We start from the raw sequence: 23326 nt of genomic DNA on the forward strand, positions 1-23326 counted from the left end.
CAGAGGGGGGAGGGTTCGGCTGCGCGCAGAACGAGCGATTGTCCGCATGACCAAGACCCTCGCACCAGCCGCCCCAGCCCTGTCCGAGAAGCCGGTCCCCCATCTCGGGCGCCTCGACGCCGTCGGCTACCTGATCTGCCTCGGCGGCATCGTGCGCCGGGAACTCCTGCGCTTCTTCAACCAGAAGGAGCGCTTCTTCTCGGCCCTCGTCCGCCCCCTGGTCTGGCTGTTCATCTTCGCGGCGGGCTTCCGCAACACGCTCGGCGTCTCGATCGAGCCGCCCTACCAGACCTACGTGCTCTACGAGGTCTACGTGGTCCCGGGTCTCGCCGTGATGATCCAGCTCTTCAACGGCATGCAATCCTCGCTCTCGATGGTCTACGACCGCGAGGTCGGCTCGATGAAGGTGCTGCTGACGAGTCCCTATCCGCGCTGGCTGCTCCTGCTCGCCAAGCTCATCGCCGGCGTCACCGTCTCGGTGGTGCAGGCCTACGCGTTCCTGGCCATCGCGTGGTTCTGGGAGCTCGACATCCCGGCCATCGGCTACCTGGCGGCGCTGCCGGCCTTCATCGCCTCCGGGCTGATGCTCGGCGCCATCGGCCTGCTGCTCTCCTCCATGGTCAAGCAGCTGGAGAACTTCGCCAGCGTGATGAACTTCGTGATCTTCCCGATGTTCTTCGCCTCGTCGGCGCTCTACCCCCTCTGGCGCATCCGCGAATCCTCCGAGACCCTGTACTGGATCTGCCAGCTCAACCCCTTCTCCCACGCGGTGCAGCTCGTGCGCTTCGCCCTCTACGGGCAGTTCGAGCCGATCGCCTGCGCGGTGGTCGTGGGGACCACGCTCGCCTTCTTCACCCTCGCCGTCGTCGCCTACGATCCGGGCCGTGGCATCATGGCCCGGCGCGGCGGCCCGGCCGGAGACAATTCCTGATGACTTCTCGCACGCTCCCCCTCCGCGCCCTCGCCGGCCTCGCCCTCCTCGGCCTCGGCGCCGGGCCGGTCCTCGCCCAGCCGAAATCCGATCCGGACTGGCCCTGCGTCCAGCGCAAGGTCTCGACTCTGAGCGCGGGCACGGTCTGGACCGGGCCGGATCTCGAGGCGGCCGGCCCCTGGGGCGACGATTTCGAGTCCGCGGCGCTGGCCCAGAAGATCGCCTCCCGCCGCACGCCGCTGTCCGAGGTCGACCCGCTCCTCGACGACTTCGCCGCCAAGGCCGGCGCCGACAAGGAGAAGCGCCTCACCCGGGTCTTCGCCGGCGTGTTCGAAGTCCTCAACGGCGAGCGCAACAAGGTCATCGCCGGCATCGGCCGCTACGCCCAGGGCCAGCGCCGCATGGCCGAGCGCATCCGCGAGGAGGCGGACCAGATCAGCGCCACCAAGGATGCGCCGAGCGCGCAGGACGCCCGCGACATCCCCAAGGACGCCTCGGAGCTGGAGACCAAGTTCACCTGGGACCGGCGCATCTTCCAGGAGCGCAGCCAGTCCCTGTCCTATGTCTGCGAGGTCCCGACCCTGCTCGAGCAGCGCCTCGGCGAGATCGCCCGCAAGATCCAGGCCCGCCTCTGACGAGGCCCGGCGGTCCGGCGGCCCCGGACCGCCTTGCCACATTCTCCCGGGCAACTTGCTGAACTCTCCCCAAACCTTTGAAATCGTAAGAAAAATCGTGTCCGCCGTGCCACGCCGCGCGGCCAAGGAAGCGAGCAACGCGCAAAAGCGCCGAATCCCCGCAGCGCGCGATTGTTCTCAGCATCCGATCCTCGCAAGACTGTTTTCGAAGCCCCGGCCAAGGGGCAGCACACGAAGACGATCTTGGGGGACTGGGGATGACGAGACGGACACTGCGGAGCAGCTTGCTGCTGTCGGTGGCCCTGCTGCCGAGCGCCGTGCTGGCGCAGGGGGCCGGCGGCCAGCAATCGGTGACGCTGAGCGAGCTCGACGTGGTCGCGACCACCCCGGTCGGCGCCACGGGCGGCGGCGGCGGCCAGTCCCTCTACAAGATTCCCAACACCGTCGAGACCGTGACGGCGGCCGACTTCGCGCAGGACCGCGCCACCCTCGACCCGACCTTCACCCTGGCGCGCAAGACGCCGGGCGTGAACCTGTCGGACGGGCAGGGCAACGGCTTCCGCCAGACCCTGACCTATCGCGGCTTCGACGCCTCGCCGCTCCAGGGCGCGCCGCAGGGCCTCGCCGTCTACCAGAACGGTGCGCGCATTAACGAAGCCTTCGGCGACGTGGTGAACTGGGACCTGATCCCCTCGGTGGCGATCAACCGGATCGACATCGTCACCGGCAACCCGGTCTTCGGCCTCAACGCGCTCGGCGGCGCGATCAACATCGAGATGAAGAACGGCTTCACCTGGCAGGGCAAGGAGATCACCGTCAGCGGCGGCTCCAACGGCCGCATCCTCGGCTCGCTGCAATACGGCGAGGTCATCGGACCCTGGAGCTTCTACTTCGCCGGCGAGGGCCTGCGCGACGAGGGCTGGCGCCTCCGCTCGCCCTCCGAGATCGGCCGCGTCTACGCGGATCTCGGCCACAAGACCCTGGATTCCGAGTTCCACATCATCGCGTCGGGCGCCAAGACCTTCTTCGGCGCCGCCGCCGCCACGCCGGTGGACTTCACCCGCGCCAACGAGCGGGCGATCTTCACCTCGCCCCAGACCATCTCCACCGAGCAGGGCCAGATCCAGGTCACCGGCAAGGTCGCGGTCTCGCCGACCTGGGACCTGCAGGGCAATGCCTACGTGCGCCGCCTGAGCCAGTTCGTGATCGACGGCAACGACGGCAACTTCGAGCAGTGCAGCACGCGCTCCAGCAACCGCGGCTTCCTCTGCTTCGAGGATGACGGGTTCGAGCGTGGCGCTCTGAGCGACCGCGCCTTCCGCGACCAGTTCACCATCCTGGGCCGCCAGGGCCAGCGCATCCCCTTCACGGCGGGCGTCCCCTACGGCACCCTCGACACGATCCGCACCGAGGCCGTCGGCTACGGCGGCACCCTGCAGGCGACCAACCGCGACCAGGTCTTCGGCCACAACAACACCTTCGTGGTGGGCGGCAGCATCGATGCGGCCAACTACACCTACAAGTCGTCGAGCAGCCTCGGGGTGATCAACCCCGACCTCAGCGTCACCACGGATCCGCTCAACCCGAACTACGGCACGATCCCGGGCCTCGGCACGGAGGCGATCCGCACGGCGGCGGCCCTCGGCATCGCGCCGAGCAACGTCACGGGCTCGAACCTCTACATGGGCCTCTACGCCCTCGACACCTTCGACGTCACCGACGCCCTGTCGCTCACCGCCGGCGCCCGGCTGAACTTCGCCCGGATCTCGACCCAGGACCAGACCGGCTTCTCGCCGGACGTGACGGGCACGCACTACTTCACCAAGGTGAACCCGGTGGTGGGCGCGACCTACCGCTTCTTCCCCTGGCTGAACCTCTACGGCGGCTACTCCGAGTCGAACCGCGCCCCGACTCCGCTCGAACTCGCCTGCGCCAATCCCGACCGGCCCTGCCTGCTGCCGAACTCGCTCGTGGCCGATCCGCCGCTCAAGCAGGTCACCGGCCAGACCTACGAGGTGGGCTTCCGCGGCACCGTGCCGAACTTCTACGAGAACGGCCTGTTCAACTACAAGATCGGCGCCTTCCGCACCGACCTGCGCAACGACATCCTGCAGGTCGCGGTGCCGGGCAACGCCGCCCGCGGCTACTTCGTCAACGTGCCGGCCACCCAGCGCCAGGGCATCGAGGTCTCGGGCGAATATGTCGGCGAGCGGCTCAGCCTCTACGGCAACTACGCCCTGATCGACGCCACCTTCCAGTTCGCGGGCGAGTTGTCCTCGCCCAACAACCCGCTCGCCGATGACGGCCTCATCAACGTGCGGCGCGGCAACAACGTCCCCCTGATCCCGAACCACCAGTTCAAGGCCGGGTTCAACTACCTGATCACGCCGATCTGGACCTTCGGCCTGAACTTCCAGGCGTTCTCGTCGTCCTACTTCCGCGGCGACGAGTCGAACATCAACCGCAAGCTGCCGGCCTACTTCACCGCGAACCTGAACACGAGCATCCAGATCAGCCCGAACGTGCAGGTCTTCGCCCTGGTCACCAACCTTTTCAACAACCGCTACGCCAATTTCGGCACCTTCGCCGAGACCGGCCCGGTGGCGGGCAACTTCGTGATCAACGACCCGCGCACCACGACCCTGGTGCAGCCGCTCTCGGCCTATGGCGGCGTGCGCGTGACCTGGTAGCCCGACGCGTCGGGCGGGACGGACGGAAGGGGGCGCGGGTCGGGGACGATCCGCGCCCCCTTCGCGTTGGCCGGGCCGCGGCACTCGGGCAGGCCGCGGCGCTCGGGCAGGCTGCGACGCTTGGGCCTCGGGGGCGGGCGGTCCGGAAAGGAACTCCGCCCGCCGGCGGGCGCTTCTCTCGCGACACCCCGACACCCCGACATGGGCCGCCCTCGCGGGCGGTCCCCACCCCGGAGAGCCCATCCATGCGGATCGCTATCGTCCTGCCCGCCGCCCTCGTCCTCCTCGGCGCGGCCGGACCCGCCTTCGCCTCGTCCTGTTCCGAGCAGATCGCCACGATCGAGCGCCGCCTCGACAGCGCGGGCGCCGAGCAGGTCACCGGCAAGGAGCCCCCGGGGGGCCCGACCTCGTCGCATTCCGAGAAAGCCCTCGACAAGGCGCCGAACGTGAAGCCGACCGACCCGTCCACCACGGCGAGCGCCGGCGGCGTGGCCGAGGCGCGCGACCTGATCAAGAAGGCCCGCGCCCAGGACAAGGCCGGCGACATGAAGGGCTGCGAGGACACGATGACCGAGGTCAAGAAGAAGGCCGGCGCCCTCCCGTAGGACGACGCTCCGCCTGTCAAGGCCGAACGAGACAAGGGCCGTCCCCCTCGCGGGAGCGGCCCTTGTTCCGTTCGGCGGCGGGTCCGGATCAGTAGGCGTTCTTGGTGCGGAACAGCGAGACCGGGGTCGCGAGCATGATCTTCACGTCGAACAGGATCGACCAGTTCTCGATGTAGTGCAGGTCGTGCTCGACGCGCTTCTGGATCTTGTCGCTGGTGTCGGTCTCGCCGCGCCAGCCGTTCACCTGGGCCCAGCCGGTGATGCCGGGCTTGACCTTGTGGCGGGCGAAGTAGCCGTCCACCACCTGGTCGTAGAGGGTGTTGGCGGCCTTCGCCTGGAGAGCGTGCGGGCGCGGCCCGACCAGGGAAAGCTCGCCCTTGATGACGTTGAAGAGCTGCGGCAGCTCGTCCAGCGAGGTCTTGCGGATGAAGCGGCCGACGGGGGTGACGCGGGGATCGTCCCGGGTCACCAGACGGGCGGCGCCGGCATCGCTCTGGTTCACGTACATCGAGCGGAACTTGTAGACCTCGATCAGCTCGTTGTTGAAGCCGTAGCGCTTCTGCCGGAACAGCACCGGGCCGGCCGAGGTGAGGCGCACCGCCAGGGCGACCGCGAGCATCACGGGGGCGAGCGCCACCAGCATCGCGAGGCCGACGACCCGGTCGAAGACGCTCTTGGCGACGATGTCCCAGTCGGCCATCGGCTTGTCGAAGATGTCGAGCACCGGCACCGCGCCGAGGTAGGAATAGGCGCGCGGGCGCAGGCGCAGCTTCGAGGCCTGGGCCGAGAGGCGGATGTCGATGGGCAGGACCCAGAGCTTGGCCAGCATCTGCAGGATGCGGTCCTCGGCGGCGATCGGGATCGTGAAGATGATGAGGTCGAGGCGCGTCGTGCGGGCGTAGGCGACGAGGTCGCTCACGGTGCCGAGCTTCGGATAGCCCGCCACCACGGTGTCGGAGCGGGTGTCGCCGCGGTCGTCGAAGACGCCGACGATGCGCACGCCGGAATCCGACTGGGCGTCGAGGGCGCGGATCAGGTCCTCGGCGACGGGACCGCCGCCGACGATGGCCGTGCGGCGGTCGAAATGGCCGCGCTGCATCTGCGCGGTGATGAACCAGGCGAGGGCGAGCCGCCCGGCCACGAGGGCGGCGAGGCCGGCGACGAAGACGCTCGCCATCCAGACCCGGGAATAGTGGTCGGCGATCTTGGCGAACACCATGGCGGTGGCCACCAGGAGGAATGCCAGCGACCAGGCGCCCACCAGCCGCAGCGCCGATCCGCGCAGGGTCCGGAAGGCGGCCATGCCGTAGGCGCCCGAGGCCTGCAGCAGGCACACCGCCAGGACGGCGAGGCCGAAGGAAGCGGCGAGGTAGCGGGGCGAGAGCGGCACGATGCCGGCGAGCTGCAGCCGCTGGATCACGATGCCGAGGCCGGCGACGAGGACGAACTCCGCGATCCGGACGCAGCCGGCGAGCACCACCGGGGAGAGCAGCTTCGGGGCCGCCGGGTGCACCCGCGCCTCGGCGGGCGGCAGCGCGGATGGCGGGCTTCCCTCCACCGAGGTGGCGAACCGGCCGGCGGCATCCAGCAGGTCACGGACATCGAAGGCGCTCATGGCTGGCTTTCGGGCTCGGATACGCGTCTTGGGATCGGGCAGAGGGTCGGGGGTCGGGTCGGCGAGGCGGGTTCAGGGCGCCGTGGAGGCCATGGCGGGGCCGGGGCCGGTGCCGGGAGCCCGGGCGCGCAGGGCCGCGGCATAGCCGGAGAGCACGTCCGACCCCATGCGCGTCATCGGGAACCGGGCGCGGACCGAGGCCGCGAGGGCCTCGAAGCGTCGGCGGCAGGCGGCGGGCTCCTCGTCGAGGACCCGGGCGATGGCCTGCGCCAGCGCCTGCCCGTCGCGGGGCGGCACCAGCTCGGACGCGGCGGCGCCGAAGATCTCCGGGATGCCGCCGACATTGGTGGCCACGAGGGGCTGGCAGGCGGCGGCCGCCTCCAGCACCACGTAGGGCAGGGATTCGGCCAGGGAGGGCACCACCATGAGCCGGCCCCGGGCCAGCACCGGGCGGATCGCCTGAGGCGGCTCGAAGGCCACGGCGTCGCCGAGGCCCATCGCCACCACCCGCTCGGCCAGGATCGCCGCGTCGGGGCCGGAACCGACCATGAGCAGGCGCAGGGGGCGGCCGGCGGCGCGCAGACGCAGGAGCGCGTCGAGGAGGAAGGGCACGCCCTTGGCGTCGCGCAGCTCGCCGATATAGACGAGATCGTAGCGCTCCTCGGCCGGGACGATGGGGGCGAATTCCGCCTCGCCGATGCCGTTGTGGACGATGCGGGTGATGCGGCGCGGGTCGCCCGCGAAGGCCCGGTGCCGCCCGGCGACGTACTCGCTCTCGAACAGGAACACGTCGGTGCGCAGGCCCATCAGGCGCTCCAGGCCCATGTAGAACCGGTGGCGCAGGGTACCGGGCTTGTAGTTGTAGCTGCCGCCGTGGGGCGTGTAGGCGCGGATCGGCGAGAGGCCGGGCACGGAGGCCATGCGGGCATAGACGCCGCCCTTGGCCCCGTGCCCGTGCAGGACGGTGGCGCCCACCGCTGCGGCCCGCCGGGCGATGGCGCGCAGGACCGCGAGGTCGGAGGGGTGCGGGTTGCGCCGCATGGGCAGGCGCGTGATGCCGAGGACGAGGGAGGGGGCGAGGTCGGCCAGGGCCTGGGCGGCGCGCTCGCCGCCGGTGGAGGCGTCGCAGACGATCCCGACCTGGTGCCCGGCCGCAGCCTGGAGCCGGGCGAGGTCGAACACGTGCCGGAACAGGCCGCCCACCGGTGCGCGGAAGACGTGGAGGATGCGCTGGGCGGGGAGGCCGCTGGAGGCGGCATGGATCGCGAGGCCAAAGCCGCCGGAGGCGGCATGGATCGCGGGACCCGGCCCGATGGCGCCGGTCTGACCGAGGGTGAACGCGTTCACGACAGCTGCTCCACGCACCGTTGCGCGAGCGGTCGGGCCGCTCGTCCATCGGGGGACCTTGGCGCGGCACAGGTGCGCGGACCGTTAAGCCGACGCCCGCGCAAATGCGTGCGAATGGCCGGATCAGCGGAATAGTTCTCAGATGAGTTAGGCGAATCCTAATCGCCGAGGCAGGATTTCCCGCCTCCGAAGAGGTTTCGTCGGCCGGCTCTCAGAAGAACCGCTCCTTGATCACGATGGTGTCGCCGGGGCGCACCGGGTACGTCATGGGCACGATGCCGGAGACGAGGCCGTCCCGGCCTTCGCGGGTGAGCACCGCGTAATCGCGGGCGGCGCGGGGGCCGAAGCCGGCGGCGATCGCCACCGCGGTCTCGACGGCCATGCCGTTGACGTAGGGATACTGACCCGAGGTCGTGACCTCGCCGAGGATGTAGAACGGCCGGTAGGCGTCGACCTCCACGGTGACGTGGGGCTCGCGCACGAAGCCGGACGAGAGCTTGGCCTCGATGGTCCGCGCCGCCTGGCTGGTGGGCTGGCCACCGACCTTCACGAGGCCGATGAGCGGCATGGCGATGTTGCCCGCCCCGTCGACCGCGTAGATGTTCGAGAGATTGTCCTGGCCGAAGACGATGACCCGCAGGCGGTCGCCGGCGGAGAGCGTGTAGCGCGCGCCGATGGAGCCGGTGCCCGTGGCATCGAGCTGGTCGGTCCGGAAATCCGGGCGCAGGCAGCCGCCGAGCGCCAGGCTCGACGAGAGTGCTAAGAGGAGTGATCGCCGGTTCATCACCACTGCCGTCGTGAGGAGAATTCCCAACGGGTGGTAAGCCGATATGGTTAACGAAGACTGACGTCCCGCATCGGCCTCCACGAAGCGCGCGGTTCTTAACGTCCGGTCAACCTTAAACCAGTCTAGTCGCGGAAAGCCGGCCATCTCGCGGTCGACATCCTTGCCTTGCGTAAAGATCGAGCCATGCCCCGCTCTTCGCCGTTCGAGCCCACACGCGATGCGCCCCCCGCCGAGAGCGAGGGCCTGGGCCTGTCGCAGCTCGCCGGCCTGCTGCGCCGGTCCTGGCGCTGGATCGTCGTCCCGACCGCCCTCGTCACCATCGGCGCCATCGCCTTCGTGCAGGTGGTCTCGCCGCGCTACACCGGCGAGGCGAAGATCCTGCTGGAGAGCCGCGACACCCCCTACACCCGCACCGCGCAGGAGCGCGGCGAGCAGACCCAGCCCATCGACGAACAGGCGGTGGCGAGCCAGGTGCAGGTGGTGATGTCCCGCGACCTCGCCCGCGAGGCGATCCGCCGGCTGTCGCTCGCCGGCAACGCCGAGTTCGATCCCGGCGTCTCCGGCTTCGGCCCGCTCCAGCGCGCCCTGATGATGATCGGGCTGGCCAGCAACCCGATGGAGCGCCCGCCCGAGGAGCGGATGCTGGAGACCTACTTCGACCGCCTGGCCGTCTACCCGGCCGGCAAGTCGCGCATCCTCACGGTGGAATTCCGCTCGAAGGACCCGCACCTGGCGGCGCAGGCGGCCAACACCATCGCGGAACTCTACATCGCGTCCCTCGACGCGGCCAAGACCGACACCGCCCGCTACGCCTCGACCTGGCTCGGCGGCAACATCGAGACCCTGCGCACCCGCGTCGCCGACGCCGAGGCCAAGGTCGAGACCTACCGGGCCAGCCACGGGCTGATCGCCACCGGCGGCGCCGCCGGCCAGCCCCTCGGCGCCCAGCAGCTCGGCGAGCTGTCGACGCAGCTCTCCCAGGCCCGCACCGCCAAGGCCGACCTCGCCGGCCGCGCCAAGCTGATCAAGGAGATGATCAAGGACGGTCGCGCCTTCGAGATCCCGGATGTGGCCAACAACGAGATCATCCGCCGGACCGTCGAGCAGCGCATCACCCTGCGCAACCAGCTCGCCCTCGAGTCCCGCACCCTGCTGCCGGCCCACCCGCGCATCAAGGAACTGACGGCACAGATCTCGGACCTCGATGCCCAGATCAAGGCCACCGCCGAGCGCGTGGTCCGCACCCTGGAGAACGACGCCCGCATCGCCGAGGCCCGGGTCGAGAGCCTGAGCGCGGCGGTCGACGCGCAGCGCGACGTGGTCTCGAAGGGCAATTCCAGCGAGGTCCAGCTGCGCGCCCTGGAGCGCGAGGCGAAGGCCCAGCGCGAGCAGCTCGAATCCTACCTCGCCCGCTACCGCGAGGCCTCGGCCCGCGACGCCGAGAGCGCCGCCCCGGCCGATGCCCGCGTGGTCTCGCGCGCCATCACGCCCGAGACGCCGTCCTTCCCCAAGAAGCTCCCGATCGTGCTCTTGGCGGCGGTGCTCGGCCTCCTGTTCTCCACGGGCGGCGTCATCGCCCGCCACCTCCTCGGGGATCCCGACGGCCCGGGCCGCCGCCGCCGGCGCGAGGAGGAAACCGAGACCGGCGCCGAGCGCCCGGCCTATCACCACCGGCCCTTCGCCTTTCCGGAAGCCTCCCTGGCGATGGCGCGCCAGGGCGACGCCGCCGGTGCGCCGCTGACGGCCGCCGTGATGCCGGTCCAGGCCGCCGCCACACCCGAGGCGGCGACCGTCCGCCCGACGCTGGCCCCGGCCCGGGCCGAGGCCACCCCGGCCGCGCCCGAAGCGGCGACGGCGGAAGCGGGCGCCTATGCCCTCGACACGCTCATTACCCGCCTGCGCACGGGCGCCGGGCCGGCCCTGTCCGGGGAGGGCCGAACCGTCCTGGTGGTCGAGGCGGTGCCGGCCAAGCGCACCGAGGCGGGCCTCGCGGTCAGCCTCGGCAGCAGCCTCGCGGCGGGCGCGAGCGTCGTGGTGGTCGATCTCAACGGTCCCGCCTGCGGCGCGGAGGATGTCGGCCTCACCGACCTCGTGGCGGGCGAGGCCGCCTTCGCGGACGTCATCCAGTCGATCCCCGGCTCGCGCCTGCACGCGATCCCGCGCGGCTTCGTCGACGCAGGCATCCTCGCCGAGGAGCCGCAGGCCCTGGCGATCACCCTCGACGCCCTGGCCCAGGCCTATGACTGGGTGGTGTGCCGCCTCGGCACGCCGCAGGCCCAGACCGCCCGGGACATCCTCGCGGTGGCCGGCGGCCGGATGGACACGGTGGTCCTCGCCTCGGACCGCGACCCCGAGGACGCCGACCTCCTCGACCTCTACGCCCTGGCCGAGGCCTCCGGCGCCGCCCAAATCCTGGTGGCCCAGGACCAGGCCGCCGCGTCCCTCGCCCCCGAGATGCCGGCCTTTTCCGAGGATGCGATGCCCCTGCGCCGCTCGGCCGCGTGAACCGGCCGCCCCGATCGTCGAATCTCACGCGGCACCGCCCTCGCATCCGCGCGGGCGGTGCCGCGCGTTCCGGAGGATGGTCACTCCGCCGCCGCACGGCGCCGGCGCAGGCGCGTCACCAGGGCCATCAGGCGCGGGTCGCGCTTGATGCGGCGCTTGAGGCGGGCGGCGGCGATGGTCCGGAGGGCGAAGACCTGGCCGCGCAGGGTCACCGGCAGGGCGACCTCGCCGAGTTCGATGGTCTCGTCGCAGATGCTGCTCTTGTAGCGGGCCTCGCCGACGCCGAGATCGAAGCTCCGCCGGCCCCGGGCCGTCTGGTCGCCGATCAGGTGGTGCAGCAGGATGTCGCCCGGGCTCGACCGGCTCACCGCCGGGTCGGCGTCGAAGGCGGTGAACATGCCGCTGTAGCGCTGCCCGTCGACCGCCCCGGCGAAGACCGCGAAGACGCGGCCGGTCTCGGTGGCTACGAGGGCCGTCACCTCGAGGACCGAGCCGCCCGCCGGGGAGGCCGCGAGAGAGAGGAAGTCCCGCACCGCAGGATCGGCATAGGGATCGGCGAGGCCCATGGCGGCGAAGCGCGCGGCCTTCTGCGCGTAGAAGGCGGCGAGGAAGCGCCCGGCCTCCTCGGAGGTCTCGGCACGCCGGCAGGCCACGGGTCCGAAGGACTCCACGAGCTTGCGCTCCTTGGCGCGCAGCTTCTTGCGGGCATCGCTGCTGAAGACGCGCTTCAGCGTCGCGTCCGGGTCGGGGCCGAGGATCAGCCCGTAGCCGTCGCTCGGAGAGGGCTCGGCCCGATGGTGCAGGGGATTGGCGGCGCCGTCCCAGAAGCGGGGCTGGTGCGAGAGGGCGAACACGTCGATCCCGGTCTCGCGGCCGAGCCGGCGCAGGGCCTCCGCCAGATCCTCCGGGGGCATCGCCGCCGCCTCGCGCGAGGCGAAGAGCGGCATGTGGTAGTTGGCGTGCTTGGCGCCGACGATCCGGGCCACCCGGGCGCCGCCCTCGCGGGCGACCACGAGGGGCAGGAGCACCCGCGGACGCCCGGCCGCGTCGCGCAGGACGACGATGCGCAGATCCGCGTCCGGCAGCGTCCGGGCGAAGGCCGCGACCCAGTCGAAGCGCTGGTAGGGCGTCGCCAGCACGGCCGGATCGGCCTCGAGGGCGCGCCACAGGGCCTCGGCGACGGCGAGATCGTGGAAGACCTCCGCGGCGAGGCCGGGCCGCTCCCGCGCGCGCATCGCTCCGGCTCCGGTCAGTTCATGGGCGAGAGCGGCCATGCGATCATCCTTGCCATTATCATCTTCGCCAACATGCTGGGCGACCGGCGGGTCGGGACCCTCCGGAATGGTGCGCCGACCCTGGACCGACAGCCCTTAACCCACCGGTGACGCCGGGCCGGACCGACCCGCCGTCTGCGCGCGTGGGTAACGAAACCTTGCCGGTTGGCGTGCTCCCCTGCGGGGCCGCCGAAACGGATCGACCATGTCCGCGCCCGACCCCTCCGCGACCCCGACGCCCCGCTTGAGCCGGCGCCACCGCCTGTTCGCCGCCGGCTTCCGCGCCATCGCGGCGAGCCGGGCGGACCTCTGGCTCGGCCCGGTGGCGCGCGGACGCGGGCTGATCCTGACCTTCCACCACGTCCGTCCCGGGCCCCCGGGGGCCTACGCCCCCAACGGCCTGCTGGCGATCACCCCCGATTTCCTCGACCGGACCCTGGGGCTGGTGCGCCGGCGCGGCTTCGAGATCATCGGCCTCGACGCCCTGCCGGAGCGCCTCGCCGCGGGCGGGCGCCCCTTCGTGGCGCTCACCTTCGACGACGGCTACCGCGACAATGCCGAGCATGCGGCCCCGATCCTGCGGCGGCACGGGGCGCCCTGGACGCTGTTTCTCACCAGCGACTTCGCGAGCGGGCAGGGGCGTCTGTGGTGGCTCGAGCTGGAGGCGGCGATCGGACGCCTCGACCGGGTCCGGGTGCCCGAGGCCGGGCTCGACCTGCCGGCCCGCGACGCGATCGAGAAATCCGCGGCCTTCGACAGGGTCTACCGCCACCTGCGGTCGGGACCGGAGGCGCGGCTCCTGACGGTCATCGCCGGCCTCTGCGCCGAGGCCGGCCTGGTCCCGGGCGCCATGGCGGGCGACCTCTGCCTGTCCTGGTCCGAGCTGCGCGACCTCGGCCGCGATCCGCTCCTGACCTTCGGCGCCCACACGCTCAGCCACCCGATGCTGGCCAAGCACGACGAGGCGGTCGCACGTCGGGAGATCGCGGAGGGGCGGGCGCGGATCGCGGCCGAACTCGGCCGCCCGGTGGCGCACCTGTCCTACCCGGTGGGCGATCCGACCTCGGCCGGCCCGCGCGACTTCGCCCTCGCCCGGGACCTCGGCTTCGCGACGGCGGTGACGACCCGGCCGGGCCACCTGTTCGCGGCCCATGCGGACCACCTGCACGCGCTGCCGCGGGTCTCGGTGAACGGCCACCACCAGACGGAGGCCGCGCTCTCGGCCTTGCTCTCGGGGGTGCCGTTCCTGGCCTGGAACCGGGGCCGCCGGCTCAACGTCGGCTGACGGGCTCAGCGCCGGCGGCGGTGCCGGCGATAGGAGCGGCTCTCGCCGCCCGCGATGGCGAAGCTGGCGCTCTGGCGGCCGTAGCGCGCGTGGCGCCCGCGCCGCGTGCGGTGCCCGATGGAGGCGATGGCCGCCCCCGTCGCGGCGGCACTCGCGGCGATGCTCTGCGGAATCGCCGCGAGGGCGCTGGCGACCTCGGCCGAGGCCGCCCCGGAGGAGACGCCGCTGGCGACGTTCTTGGCGGCCGGGCCGAACATGGCGAGGCACTGGTTGTAGGCGAGGTCGTTCTTCAGGCGCTCACAATCAGAGACCGAGCGCGGCGCCCCTTGCGCCCGCGCGGGCTGCAGCGACAGGACCGACAGGATCGCGAGGCCGAGCAGGAGCGAGGGCGTGCGCAGGCTTAGCATTGAGCGGAACGACGGCCTTTTGACGAATGACACGGCGCGCTTCTGGGCCGCGAGTGCGGCGAAAACCCGACGCGGACCGACGTTTTCTCCCGAGATCCCGGGGTATCAGCCCCGGTTCCCGGCATCGTTCCGGGTCACGTCGGTCTCACCCACATCGCTCTTGCCCATCCAGCTGATCAGCGGCATGAGCGGGAAGATCCAGGCGATGCCGAGCAGGGCGTAGAGCACCGCCTGCACGGGCGCCGGCGTCTCGGAGATCCGGCTGTCGGCGAGCGCCATGGCGAGCGGCGCGTAGACGATGATGAAGGCCAGCATCACGATCGTGCCGATCAGCGAGCGGGTGCGGCGGCGCATCGGCCATGTCCTCGAAGCGAACGGGTGGGTCCCAGCGGGGGTAGAGCGCCGCGCGAGCGATGGCAACGGCCGGGCCCGCGACCCTTTTCGCACCCGTCTTTCGCACCCTTCGCGCTAGAGCTCCGCCGAACGGTTCGACAACTCCATCCGCAACTGCCGGGCGGCGTCCTGCAGGGCGGCGTCGCGCCGGCGCCGGGGCCGGGGCACCGTGATCGGCATCTCGGCCGACAGCCGGCCCGGGCTGCCGGCGAGCACGACGACCCGGTCGGCGAGCGTCACCGCCTCGTCGATGTCGTGCGTGACGAACAGGATGGTCTTGCCCGTCGCCGCCTGGATGCGCTGCAGTTCGTCCTGCAGGCCCTCGCGGGTGAAGCTGTCGAGCGCCGAGAACGGCTCGTCCATGAGGAGCACGTCCGGATCGACGGCGAGCGCCCGGGCGATGGCGACGCGCTGGCGCTGGCCACCGGAGAGCTGGTGCGGCCAACGCTGACCGAGGTCGCTCAAGCCCACGAGGTCGAGCATCGCCTGCGCCTTGGCCAGGCGCTCGGCCTTGGACAGGCCGCTTCCCTCGAGCCCGAAGGCGACGTTGGCGATGACCCGGCGCCAGGGCAGGAGCCGCGCATCCTGGAACACCAGGGCCATGGGCGTGCGGCAGTCGGGGCGGGCCCGGAGGCGCACGCTGCCCGAACTCGGCTGGGCCAGCCCGATCAGCACGCGCAGGACGGTGGACTTGCCGACCCCGGATTCCCCGACGATGACGAGGAACTCGCCCCGTGCCACCTCGAGGTCGAGGTCCGCCAGGATGACGTTGCGGGTGCCGGCGCGCGCGTAGGCGAGCTCCAGCCCCGCGATGGAAATGATCGGCTCGGACATCTCAGGCGCGCCACCGTAGGAGCCACCCCTGGAGGGCGACGAAGGCCGTGTCGAACAGGCCGTAGAGGGCGGCCATGGTGAGCATGTAGACGACCACGATGTCGGTGGAGAGCAGGCTCGAGGCCTGCATCATCCGGGCGCCGACGCCGGGCACGCCGAAGATCTCGGCGGCCACCACCGCCATCCAGGCCTGGCCGAGCGCCGTGCGCAGGCCGACGAGGATGCCCGGGGTCGCGGCCGGCAGCAGGATCTTGGTGAGCCGGGACCAGGGCGAGCCGAAGCCGAAGGCCTGCGCCACCTCGACGAGGTCGCGGTCGACGCCGCGTACCGCCCCCTGCGTCGCGAAGAACACGATCCAGAACACGCCGATGGCGATGATGAAGACGGCGGCCTCGGGCTGGACGCCGAACCAGATGATGGCGAAGGGCACCCAGGCGAGGCCGGGGATCGGCCGCAGCAGGCGCACGATCCAGGCGGTCGCCGCCTCGAACCAGCGGAACATGCCGCTGAGGAGGCCGAGCGCGATGCCCGCTCCCGCGCCGACGGCGAGGCCGGTCACGTAGTGGCTGAGGCTCGACAGGACCGCCTCGCCCCAGACGCCGAGTCGCACCTCGTTGAGGAAGGCCGCCGGGATCGTGCTCGGCGGCGGCAGGAAGGCCGGGTTGATGAGGCCGAGGCGCGGCATCGCCTCCCAGAACACCAGGAAGGCGAGGAGCCCGGCCGCCGCCAGGGCGGTGGAGCGCAGGGCCATCATGGCCGGCCGCCCGCGACGCCGTGGGACGAGCCGTCTCGGCGGACGCGCCGGGGCGGGAAGAAACAGGGGATCATCGGAGGGACATGCTTCGGTCGGAACGGAGGGGAACGGGTCTGCGGCGGAGGGTGACCGGAGCGGGGACCTCGGGGATCAGACCCCATAATAGCCCCGGTACCACGCCACGAAGGCGGGGATGCCGGTGCTGAGCGGCGTTTCGGGCACCGCACCGATCAGCGCCCGCAGCAGGTCGGTGCTCGCCTCGGTGCGGGGCACGTCGCCGGGAGGCAGGGGTTGGAGGATGCGCTCGGCGCGGACGCCGAGAGCCCGCTCCAGTTCGTCGATCATCGCGTCGACCCGGACCGGGCGACCGCCCCCGATGTTGACGAGGCGGAACGGCGCCACCGGGCTCAGGGTGTCGCCGGCGCAGGCCGGGCCTTCCCCGTCGCCGGGGCGGGGCGGGGGACGGTCGATCAGGCCCCGGACCGCTCCGACGAGGTCGTCGATATAGGTGAAGTCGCGCTCGGCCGTGCCACCGGCGAAGACCGTGATCGGCTCGCCCGCCAGGATCTTTCGGGTGAACAGGAACAGCGCCATGTCCGGCCGGCCCCAGGGACCGTAGACGGTGAAGAACCGGAAGGCCGTCGTGGGGATGTCGAACAGGTGGCTGTAGGCATGCGCCATCGCCTCGCCGGCGATCTTGGAGGCGGCGTAGAGGGTCAGCGGCGTCACCGCCGGGTCGGTCTCGCGGAACGGCAGCGCCGTGTTGCCGCCATAGGCCGAGCTCGTGGAGGCGAACAGGAGGTGGCGCACCGGGTGCGCCCGCACCGCCTCGATCAGGTTGGCCATGCCGACGAGGTTGGCCTCCACGTAGGCGCCGGGATTCTCCAGGCTGTGGCGCACGCCCGCCTGGGCCGCGAGGTGCACGACGATGTCGGGCTCGGCCCGCCCGACCACCTCCCGCAGGGCGCCCGGCATCTCCAGCCGGGCCTCGACGGCGGTGAAACCGGGATCGCGCGCGAGGTCGGCGTGTCGCGCCCGCTTCAGGGCGACGTCGTAATAGTCGCTGAAGCCGTCGAACCCCGTGACGGCGTGGCCCTCGTCGAGGAGGCGCCGCGCGAGGTGATAGCCGATGAAGCCGGCGGTGCCGGTCACGAAGACGCGCATGGGGTTCCTGGCGGCCGTCCGAACCGGATCGCGCCCACCCCCGACCTACACGCAGCGCCGCGCGACCTCAAGAAAGCCGGGACCGCCCGTCAGAACACGTGCCGCAGGATGAAGAACAACCCGCCCGCCAGGGTGATGGCCGCCGGGAGGGTAAGCACCCAGGCGAGCGCCATGTTGCGCACCGTCGCGACCTGCAGGCCCGAGCCGTTGGCCGCCATGGTGCCGGCGACGCCGCTCGACAGGATGTGGGTGGTGGAGACGGGCAGGCCGTAGAGTTCGGCGAGGCCGATCGTGCCGGCGGCCACCATCTCGGCAGAGGCGCCCTGGGCGTAGGTGAGGTGGGTCTTGCCGATGCGCTCGCCCACCGTGACGACGATGCGCTTCCAGCCGACCATGGTGCCGAGGCCGAGCGCCAGGGCGACGCAGACCTTCACCCAGGTCGGGATGTAGCGGGTGCCGTCGTTGAGCAGGCCCTCGTAGGCCTTGAGGGTCTTGCCCTCCGCCTCGGGGAAGCCGGCGCCGGCGCCGGGCAGCAGCCGCACCGCGTCGGCGGCGAGGTACATGTCGTTGCGCAGGTTCGGGGTCGCGGCGGCCGGCACCTGGCGGATCGCGCCGTGGCGCTGGACCGAGGCGGCGATGTCGTCGGCGAGGGCGGCGAGCGCCGCGTAGACGGCGGGGGTGTTCAGCGCCTTGGTGCGCAGGGCCTCGCCGACCTGGCCGCGGGCGGCCGCCGCGTCGGGGCGCGCCGCGGTTCCAGCCCGGGCCGCGAACACCGCGCTGGCGTCCTTCGACTGCTGCACGAAGACCGGGGTCATGTCGTCCGACATGGTGCGGTTGAGGGCATAGGCGGTGGGGGCCGCGCCGATCAGGATCAGCATGATTAGGCCCATGCCCTTCTGGCCGTCGTTGCCGCCATGGAAGAACGACACCAGGGTGCAGGTGAGGATGAGCAGGCCGCGGATCCAGAGCGGAGGCGGGGCCTCGCCCTGGGGCGCCTCGTAGAGGTCGCGTCGCTTGACCACCGCCTTCATGGCCAGGAGCAGCAGGGCCGCCAGGACGAAGCCGAGGACGGGCGAGAACAGCAGCCCCTCCAGCACCTTCACGGCCTGCCCCCACTCGACGCCGGAGGTGCCCTGGCCCTCGGGCGCCATCAGCTGGTTGGCGAGGCCGACGCCGATCACGGAGCCGATCAGCGCATGGGAGGAGGAGTTCGGCAGGCCGAGCGCCCAGGTGCCGAGATTCCACAGGATCGCGGCGATCAGGAGCGAGAAGATCATCGCGTAGCCGGCGGACGAGCCGACCTGCAGGATCAGCTCCACCGGCAGGAGGGTAACGATGGCGTAGGCCACCGCGCCCGAGGACAGCATGACCCCGAGGAAGTTGAAGGCGCCGGACCAGACCACCGCCACCACCGGCGGCATCGCGTGGGTGTAGATCACCGTCGCCACCGCGTTGGCGGTGTCGTGGAAGCCGTTCACGAACTCGAAGGCCAGGGCGATGAGGAGCGCAAGGGCGAGGAGCGCCAGGGCCCCGGTCGCCAGCGGCGTCTCGCCCACCGCGTTCATGTCGTGGATCAGGCTGTAGCCGGCATAGGCGAGCCCGCCGGCGAGGACGAGGGCGAAGGCGACGAGGCCCGAGACGTGGATGCCGCCGTCGAGGTTCGGGCCGGGGCGGCGCCCCGACCCCGTCTGCGGCGGCGCGGAGCGAAGTCCGGGGGCGATCGCGTCGGCCATGAGTCGGGTCCCTCGGCAGGGCGATCACGCAGGCGGGATGATCCCGCCGCGACGCCCCGCACGCTCCGCCCCTATGACGATCCTGTCACAGGACGATGACAGCGACCCAAACAATGCACGGGAGCAGGGATGAAACCCGATGCTGGTTCGTGCGCGGACCCAAACCCGTGTTCGGCGCCTTGAGCAAGGTCCGCGAAAGCTGTGCGCTGCAACACACGCATGCGTCGGCACTTGTTTGCTGGAGGGCAAACCCCAGATATAACAGCATCATGACGCTGTCGCGTCCGGTTCGGCCGCGCTTTCGGCCCGCTGAGGGTCGGCGAATCTTCCCAATCATGTCCGCGGGCCGCCCGCTGAATCCATGCAGGGGAGAGGTCCTCCCGAAGGCGACACGCTCCCGATCCGCCACAATCCGCCGGGCCCCGCCCGCGAGAGACAGTCCGCGAGTCATCTGATCCATGAACCAGCTTGTCCGCATGTCACAGGTCGGCGAGGCCGATGCCATCGCCGAGCCCTCCGCCGAGCTGCGGGTGCCGTTCGCGCAGTCCGGTGCCTTCGTGTGCAAGTTCATCATCGGCGAGCCAAACGACCGCGCCGTCTGCTGCGGCGCCCCGGCGCCGGACGGCAAGAGCTGGTGCGCCTTCCACCGCCGCGTCGTGTTCGAGCCCGCCCGGCCCGGCCGCCTGCGCTGATCCGCAGGCTCGGCCTCGATCTGCCCCGAACCCCGCCGGCATCCCCGGCGGGGTTTTCGTTTGCGCCGCCGGCCGAATCCTAGTCGTCGCTCTCCTCCTCGTAGGGGCGGTAGGTGCGCAGGCGCCGGCCGTCGGGAAACTCGATGCTGCGGGACCGGACCACGAGGTAGCCGGCCTCCTGGGCCTGCCGGATCCGGCGCGCCCGGTCGTCCTCGTACACGAACGTTCCCGTCGGTGCCGGAGCCGCCCCGTAGCTGTAACGAATCACCGGCGGCCGCGCGGCGTAGGCGGCGGGCCGCCGGGCGAGGCGGCGCACGGCACGGTCCGGGGCGGCTGGCGTGCGCGCCACCGCGCGGATGGCTGGGTGACGCGGCGCGGAGGCCGTCCGCTGCGTGACCCGCACGCGCGCTTCGGTATTCCGGCGTACGCTCTTGGGCGCCCGGGCCGCCGCCTGCGTCGGGCGCTTGACCTCGGCGGGAGTCGCGGGCGCGGCGGCGCGGCCCGGGGCCTCGGCCGCCGGCGCGGGCTTGACCTCGGCGGCGCCGCGAGCCGGCGGATCGGTCCAGGTCCGGCCGGATGCCGAGGATTGCGGCGTCTCCGACAGGGCCAGGGTGGGCAGGAGGCCGATCACGAGAGCAAAGTACCCGAGACGGCGAGGGACGACGAACGTCATGAAAACCTCCCAACGAGCCTTACGCTGCAATCACTGATGACACCGCGCCAAGTTCTAGAGCCCGTCCACCGGCAGAGACTTGGTGAATCAGGCTCCGATACCGACCTCGTCGCAGGAAACTTAGCGAAACCTTAAGACCCCGTCCACGCATCCGGAACGTCTTCGTGCCGGAGAACACAGGTGCTCGCAACGGTCACGGCATCTGGCCTCGCCGTCCGCGGCATGGGAAAGGTCGCGCATCCCCGGCATTGCCGTGGATCGCCCCGGGACCATCTTCGTTGACGCTCCACTGGCGTACCCGGCGTGGAGAGGAGAGCCATTTCATGAGACGACTTCCGTCGGTCCTCGCCCTCGCGGCGAGCACGGCCTTCGCCGCCCAGACTGCCCTCGCGCAGCCCGCCCCGGCCGCGCCCGCGGAGGCAGCGCCCCCCGCGGCACCGCAGACCTTCGAGAGCCCGATCCAGAACGGGAAGGGCGAGCCCATCGGCAAGATCGTGATCCGCGACGGTGCGAGTTCCCTCGTCATGCGCGTGACGATCCAGCCCGGCGGCCTTCCCCCCGGCTGGCACGGCATCCACTTCCACGCCGTGGGCGATTGCTCGGACACCGCGAAGTTCGAGAAGTCGAAGGCCCACGTGAACCACGACCAGAGCAAGCACGGCCTGCTCAACCCGGAAGGCCCGGACGAGGGCGACCTGCCCAACGTCTTCGCCAATGCCGACGGGTCGGTGAACGCGGAGGTGTCGAGCGAGACGCCGCTGACCGGCGAGGGCGCCCTCAAGGACGGCGACGGCTCGGCGCTGATCATCCATGCCAACGAGGACGATCACACCACCCAGCCGATCGGCGGCGCCGGGGCCCGCATCGCCTGCGCGGTCATCAAGTAGGCCTCGCGCAGTCCCGCGGAGCCCTCGGCCCCGCGGGGTTCCTCCAGAGCCGAACTACTTCTGGACGACGCTGACGAGCTTGGCGCCGCGCACCTTCCGCTCGGGGAGTGCGGCTTTGACGGTCTTGAGGATGCCTGCGGCGTCGAGGCCGGCCTCGGCGTACATGGCGTCGGGGGTGTTGTGGTCCTGGTAGGTGTCGGGCAGCGTCAGCGTGCGCACCCGGACCCGGCCGGCATCCAGCGCGCCGCGTTCGGCCAGCAGGTGCAGCACCATCGCCCCGAAGCCGCCCACCGAGCCCTCCTCCAGCGTCACCAGCACCTCGTGGCGGCCGGCCAGGTCCAGGATCAGCGCCTCGTCCAGCGGCTTGGCGAAGCGCGCATCCGCCACGCTCACCGCGATCCCCTCCGCTTCCAGCGCGTCGGCCGCCTTCAGCGCCTCCGACAGCCGCGTGCCGAGCGCCAGCAGCGCCACCCGCGCCCCCTCGGGCGCGCGCACCATCCGGCCCCGGCCGATCGGCAGCACGTCGCCGCGCTCGGGCAGGTCCACGCCGACGCCCTCGCCGCGCGGGTAGCGCAGGGCGATCGGGCCGCTGTCGTGCGCGTGGCACGTGGCCACCATGTGCACCAGCTCGGCCTCGTCCGAGGCCGCCATCACCGTCATGTTCGGCAGGCAGCAGAGATAGGCCAGATCGAAGGCGCCCGCATGCGTCGCCCCGTCCGCGCCGACGAGTCCCGCCCGGTCCATGCAGAAGCGCACGGGCAGGTTCTGCAGCGCCACGTCGTGCACGACCTGGTCGTAGGCCCGCTGCAGGAAGGTCGAGTAGATCGCCACGAACGGCCTGTAGCCCTCCGTCGCCAGGCCGCCCGCGAAGGTCACCGCGTGCTGCTCGGCGATGCCGACGTCGAAGGTGCGCTCCGGATGCGCCTTGCCGAACAGGTCGATGCCCGTGCCCCCCGGCATCGCCGCCGTGATCGCCACCACCTTGTCGTCGGCATCGGCGCACTTGATCAGGCTCTCGCCGAACACCCGGGTGTAGGCCGGCGCGTTCGGCTTGGCCTTGGCCTGGACCCCCGAGAGCACGTCGAACTTGACCACCCCGTGGTAGCGGTCGGCGCTGGCCTCGGCCGGTGCGTAGCCCTTGCCCTTCTGGGTCACGACGTGCAGCAGGATCGGCCCCTGCTCGCTGTCGCGCACGTTCTTCAGGACGGGCAGCAGATGGTCGAGATTGTGCCCGTCGACGGGTCCGACATAGTGGAAGCCCATCTCCTCGAACATCGTGCCCGAGCCCACCACCAGGGAGCGGGCGTATTCCTCGGCCGCGGCCGCGCGCTGGTAGAGCCCCTTGGGCAGGAGCTTGCCCAGCTGCTTGGCGGTCTCGCGCAGGGACTGGTAGGTGCCCCCCGAGGCCAGCCGCGCGAAGTAGGCCGACATGGCGCCCACGGGGGGCGCGATCGACATGTCGTTGTCGTTGAGGATGACGATCAGGCGCGAGTGCAGGGCGCCGGCATTGTTCATGGCCTCGTAGGCCATGCCCGCCGACATCGAGCCGTCGCCGATCACCGCCACCATGTTGCGGCGCTTGGGCGCGGCCGAGCCCTTGGCCTTGGCCGCCGCCTCGTCGAGGTCGCGCGCCACCGCCATGCCCAGCGCCGCCGAGATCGAGGTGGAGGAATGGGCCGCCCCGAACGGATCGTAGACGCTCTCCGAGCGCTTGGTGAAGCCCGACAGGCCGCCGGGCTGGCGCAGCGTGCGGATGCGGTCGCGCCGGCCCGTGAGGATCTTGTGCGGGTAGGCCTGGTGGCCGACGTCCCAGACGATGCGGTCGTCGGGGGTGTCGAACACGTGATGGAGCGCCACGGTCAGCTCGACCACGCCCAGCCCCGAACCCAGATGCCCGCCCGTGACCGAGACCGCGTCGATCATCTCGGTGCGCACCGCGTCCGCCACCGCCTGAAGCGCGCTCTCGGGCAGCCGCCGCAGCGCCGAAGGCTCCGCCAGACCGTCCAGGATCGCCGTCGCCTCCGAGGACGACACCGACGACGCCTGCGCCAGGCCCGGAGAGACCTTCTCCCGCGCGGCCTTCTCTTGCGCGATCTTGTCTTGCGAGGTTTCTTG

Annotated in this window: 20 protein-coding genes; 8 read left to right on the forward strand and 12 right to left on the reverse strand. The window is 71.5% G+C overall.

Annotated features, from left to right (window positions below):
• Positions 1 to 46 precede the first annotated feature (46 nt).
• The 4 genes from ACLBWX_RS11760 to ACLBWX_RS11775 all read left to right on the forward strand — a co-directional run bounded on the left by ACLBWX_RS11760 (position 47) and on the right by ACLBWX_RS11775 (position 4861).
• Positions 47 to 931, forward strand: coding sequence for an ABC transporter permease (locus tag ACLBWX_RS11760; protein ID WP_447677237.1), 885 nt, complete (start codon positions 47 to 49; stop codon positions 929 to 931).
• A complete protein-coding gene (locus ACLBWX_RS11765; protein WP_447677238.1) occupies positions 931 to 1566 on the forward strand; it encodes a hypothetical protein in 636 nt (211 codons plus the stop codon). Before ACLBWX_RS11760 ends, ACLBWX_RS11765 begins: the two co-directional genes overlap by 1 nt.
• Before the next feature lie 257 nt (positions 1567 to 1823).
• On the forward strand, positions 1824 to 4256 hold the full coding sequence (locus tag ACLBWX_RS11770; RefSeq protein ID WP_447677239.1) for a TonB-dependent receptor: 2433 nt from the start codon (positions 1824 to 1826) through the stop codon (positions 4254 to 4256).
• Between the two features lie 245 nt (positions 4257 to 4501).
• Complete coding sequence (locus tag ACLBWX_RS11775) at positions 4502 to 4861, forward strand: hypothetical protein (RefSeq protein ID WP_447677240.1); 360 nt, start codon at positions 4502 to 4504, stop codon at positions 4859 to 4861.
• A gap of 88 nt (positions 4862 to 4949) precedes the next feature.
• On the opposite strand, the gene ACLBWX_RS11780 is transcribed toward ACLBWX_RS11775, so the two are convergent.
• The 3 genes from ACLBWX_RS11780 to ACLBWX_RS11790 all read right to left on the reverse strand — a co-directional run bounded on the left by ACLBWX_RS11780 (position 4950) and on the right by ACLBWX_RS11790 (position 8607).
• Positions 4950 to 6476, reverse strand: a complete 1527-nt coding sequence (locus ACLBWX_RS11780; RefSeq protein WP_447677241.1) for an undecaprenyl-phosphate glucose phosphotransferase — start codon at positions 6474 to 6476, stop codon at positions 4950 to 4952.
• Between the two features lie 72 nt (positions 6477 to 6548).
• Positions 6549 to 7823 carry a glycosyltransferase family 4 protein gene (locus ACLBWX_RS11785; RefSeq protein WP_447677242.1) on the reverse strand — a complete coding sequence of 425 codons (1275 nt, stop codon included), beginning with the start codon at positions 7821 to 7823 and terminating at the stop codon, positions 6549 to 6551.
• Between the two features lie 211 nt (positions 7824 to 8034).
• Positions 8035 to 8607, reverse strand: coding sequence for a polysaccharide biosynthesis/export family protein (locus tag ACLBWX_RS11790; RefSeq protein WP_056469148.1), 573 nt, complete (start codon positions 8605 to 8607; stop codon positions 8035 to 8037).
• Between the two features lie 186 nt (positions 8608 to 8793).
• Here ACLBWX_RS11790 and ACLBWX_RS11795 point away from each other — a divergent pair, with 186 nt between their 5' ends.
• The gene (locus ACLBWX_RS11795; protein WP_447677243.1) at positions 8794 to 11115 is read left to right on the forward strand and encodes a GumC family protein; all 2322 of its coding nucleotides are present in this window, start codon (positions 8794 to 8796) and stop codon (positions 11113 to 11115) included.
• An 80-nt stretch (positions 11116 to 11195) separates the two neighbouring features.
• Here ACLBWX_RS11795 and ACLBWX_RS11800 read toward each other — a convergent pair whose 3' ends face one another.
• On the reverse strand, positions 11196 to 12389 hold the full coding sequence (locus tag ACLBWX_RS11800; RefSeq protein ID WP_447677244.1) for a GNAT family N-acetyltransferase: 1194 nt from the start codon (positions 12387 to 12389) through the stop codon (positions 11196 to 11198).
• A 205-nt stretch (positions 12390 to 12594) separates the two neighbouring features.
• On the opposite strand from ACLBWX_RS11800, the gene ACLBWX_RS11805 reads away from it, so the two are divergent.
• On the forward strand, positions 12595 to 13674 hold the full coding sequence (locus ACLBWX_RS11805; protein ID WP_447677245.1) for a polysaccharide deacetylase family protein: 1080 nt from the start codon (positions 12595 to 12597) through the stop codon (positions 13672 to 13674).
• 5 nt (positions 13675 to 13679) lie between these two features.
• Here ACLBWX_RS11805 and ACLBWX_RS11810 read toward each other — a convergent pair whose 3' ends face one another.
• The 6 genes from ACLBWX_RS11810 to ACLBWX_RS11835 all read right to left on the reverse strand — a co-directional run bounded on the left by ACLBWX_RS11810 (position 13680) and on the right by ACLBWX_RS11835 (position 18959).
• Positions 13680 to 14081, reverse strand: a complete 402-nt coding sequence (locus ACLBWX_RS11810) for a hypothetical protein (RefSeq protein ID WP_447677246.1) — start codon at positions 14079 to 14081, stop codon at positions 13680 to 13682.
• A 105-nt stretch (positions 14082 to 14186) separates the two neighbouring features.
• The gene (locus tag ACLBWX_RS11815) at positions 14187 to 14435 is read right to left on the reverse strand and encodes a DUF2842 domain-containing protein (protein WP_447677247.1); all 249 of its coding nucleotides are present in this window, start codon (positions 14433 to 14435) and stop codon (positions 14187 to 14189) included.
• A 114-nt stretch (positions 14436 to 14549) separates the two neighbouring features.
• A complete protein-coding gene (locus ACLBWX_RS11820) occupies positions 14550 to 15308 on the reverse strand; it encodes an ABC transporter ATP-binding protein (RefSeq protein ID WP_447677248.1) in 759 nt (252 codons plus the stop codon).
• Position 15309: 1 nt separating this feature from the next.
• Complete coding sequence (locus ACLBWX_RS11825; protein WP_056469165.1) at positions 15310 to 16062, reverse strand: ABC transporter permease; 753 nt, start codon at positions 16060 to 16062, stop codon at positions 15310 to 15312.
• A gap of 150 nt (positions 16063 to 16212) precedes the next feature.
• Positions 16213 to 17226, reverse strand: coding sequence for an NAD-dependent epimerase/dehydratase family protein (locus ACLBWX_RS11830; protein ID WP_447677249.1), 1014 nt, complete (start codon positions 17224 to 17226; stop codon positions 16213 to 16215).
• 89 nt (positions 17227 to 17315) lie between these two features.
• Positions 17316 to 18959: an inorganic phosphate transporter gene (locus tag ACLBWX_RS11835; protein ID WP_447677250.1), complete on the reverse strand. Its 1644-nt coding sequence runs from the start codon at positions 18957 to 18959 to the stop codon at positions 17316 to 17318.
• A 458-nt stretch (positions 18960 to 19417) separates the two neighbouring features.
• On the opposite strand from ACLBWX_RS11835, the gene ACLBWX_RS11840 reads away from it, so the two are divergent.
• Positions 19418 to 19651, forward strand: coding sequence for a GcrA family cell cycle regulator (locus ACLBWX_RS11840; protein ID WP_447677251.1), 234 nt, complete (start codon positions 19418 to 19420; stop codon positions 19649 to 19651).
• Between the two features lie 79 nt (positions 19652 to 19730).
• Here the strand turns inward: ACLBWX_RS11840 and ACLBWX_RS11845 are convergent, their stop codons facing one another.
• Entirely contained in the window at positions 19731 to 20324 is a 594-nt protein-coding gene (locus ACLBWX_RS11845) for a hypothetical protein (protein WP_447677252.1), read from the reverse strand.
• A 323-nt stretch (positions 20325 to 20647) separates the two neighbouring features.
• On the opposite strand from ACLBWX_RS11845, the gene ACLBWX_RS11850 reads away from it, so the two are divergent.
• Positions 20648 to 21211, forward strand: coding sequence for a superoxide dismutase family protein (locus ACLBWX_RS11850; protein ID WP_447677253.1), 564 nt, complete (start codon positions 20648 to 20650; stop codon positions 21209 to 21211).
• Between the two features lie 54 nt (positions 21212 to 21265).
• Here ACLBWX_RS11850 and dxs read toward each other — a convergent pair whose 3' ends face one another.
• Positions 21266 to 23218 carry a 1-deoxy-D-xylulose-5-phosphate synthase gene (gene dxs / locus ACLBWX_RS11855; RefSeq protein WP_447677266.1) on the reverse strand — a complete coding sequence of 651 codons (1953 nt, stop codon included), beginning with the start codon at positions 23216 to 23218 and terminating at the stop codon, positions 21266 to 21268.
• Positions 23219 to 23326 lie beyond the last annotated feature (108 nt).

The organism is Methylobacterium sp. M6A4_1b (assembly GCF_053345175.1).

Coding starts and splice junctions, on each gene's coding strand:
- ACLBWX_RS11760 (WP_447677237.1), top strand. CDS start 47: ATGACCAAGACCCTCGCACCAGCCGCCCCAGCCCTGTCCGAGAAGCCG.
- ACLBWX_RS11765 (WP_447677238.1), top strand. CDS start 931: ATGACTTCTCGCACGCTCCCCCTCCGCGCCCTCGCCGGCCTCGCCCTC.
- ACLBWX_RS11770 (WP_447677239.1), top strand. CDS start 1,824: ATGACGAGACGGACACTGCGGAGCAGCTTGCTGCTGTCGGTGGCCCTG.
- ACLBWX_RS11775 (WP_447677240.1), top strand. CDS start 4,502: ATGCGGATCGCTATCGTCCTGCCCGCCGCCCTCGTCCTCCTCGGCGCG.
- ACLBWX_RS11780 (WP_447677241.1), bottom strand. CDS start 6,476: ATGAGCGCCTTCGATGTCCGTGACCTGCTGGATGCCGCCGGCCGGTTC.
- ACLBWX_RS11790 (WP_056469148.1), bottom strand. CDS start 8,607: ATGAACCGGCGATCACTCCTCTTAGCACTCTCGTCGAGCCTGGCGCTC.
- ACLBWX_RS11795 (WP_447677243.1), top strand. CDS start 8,794: ATGCCCCGCTCTTCGCCGTTCGAGCCCACACGCGATGCGCCCCCCGCC.
- ACLBWX_RS11800 (WP_447677244.1), bottom strand. CDS start 12,389: ATGGCCGCTCTCGCCCATGAACTGACCGGAGCCGGAGCGATGCGCGCG.
- ACLBWX_RS11805 (WP_447677245.1), top strand. CDS start 12,595: ATGTCCGCGCCCGACCCCTCCGCGACCCCGACGCCCCGCTTGAGCCGG.
- ACLBWX_RS11810 (WP_447677246.1), bottom strand. CDS start 14,081: ATGCTAAGCCTGCGCACGCCCTCGCTCCTGCTCGGCCTCGCGATCCTG.
- ACLBWX_RS11815 (WP_447677247.1), bottom strand. CDS start 14,435: ATGCGCCGCCGCACCCGCTCGCTGATCGGCACGATCGTGATGCTGGCC.
- ACLBWX_RS11820 (WP_447677248.1), bottom strand. CDS start 15,308: ATGTCCGAGCCGATCATTTCCATCGCGGGGCTGGAGCTCGCCTACGCG.
- ACLBWX_RS11825 (WP_056469165.1), bottom strand. CDS start 16,062: ATGATGGCCCTGCGCTCCACCGCCCTGGCGGCGGCCGGGCTCCTCGCC.
- ACLBWX_RS11830 (WP_447677249.1), bottom strand. CDS start 17,226: ATGCGCGTCTTCGTGACCGGCACCGCCGGCTTCATCGGCTATCACCTC.
- ACLBWX_RS11835 (WP_447677250.1), bottom strand. CDS start 18,959: ATGGCCGACGCGATCGCCCCCGGACTTCGCTCCGCGCCGCCGCAGACG.
- ACLBWX_RS11840 (WP_447677251.1), top strand. CDS start 19,418: ATGAACCAGCTTGTCCGCATGTCACAGGTCGGCGAGGCCGATGCCATC.
- ACLBWX_RS11845 (WP_447677252.1), bottom strand. CDS start 20,324: ATGACGTTCGTCGTCCCTCGCCGTCTCGGGTACTTTGCTCTCGTGATC.
- ACLBWX_RS11850 (WP_447677253.1), top strand. CDS start 20,648: ATGAGACGACTTCCGTCGGTCCTCGCCCTCGCGGCGAGCACGGCCTTC.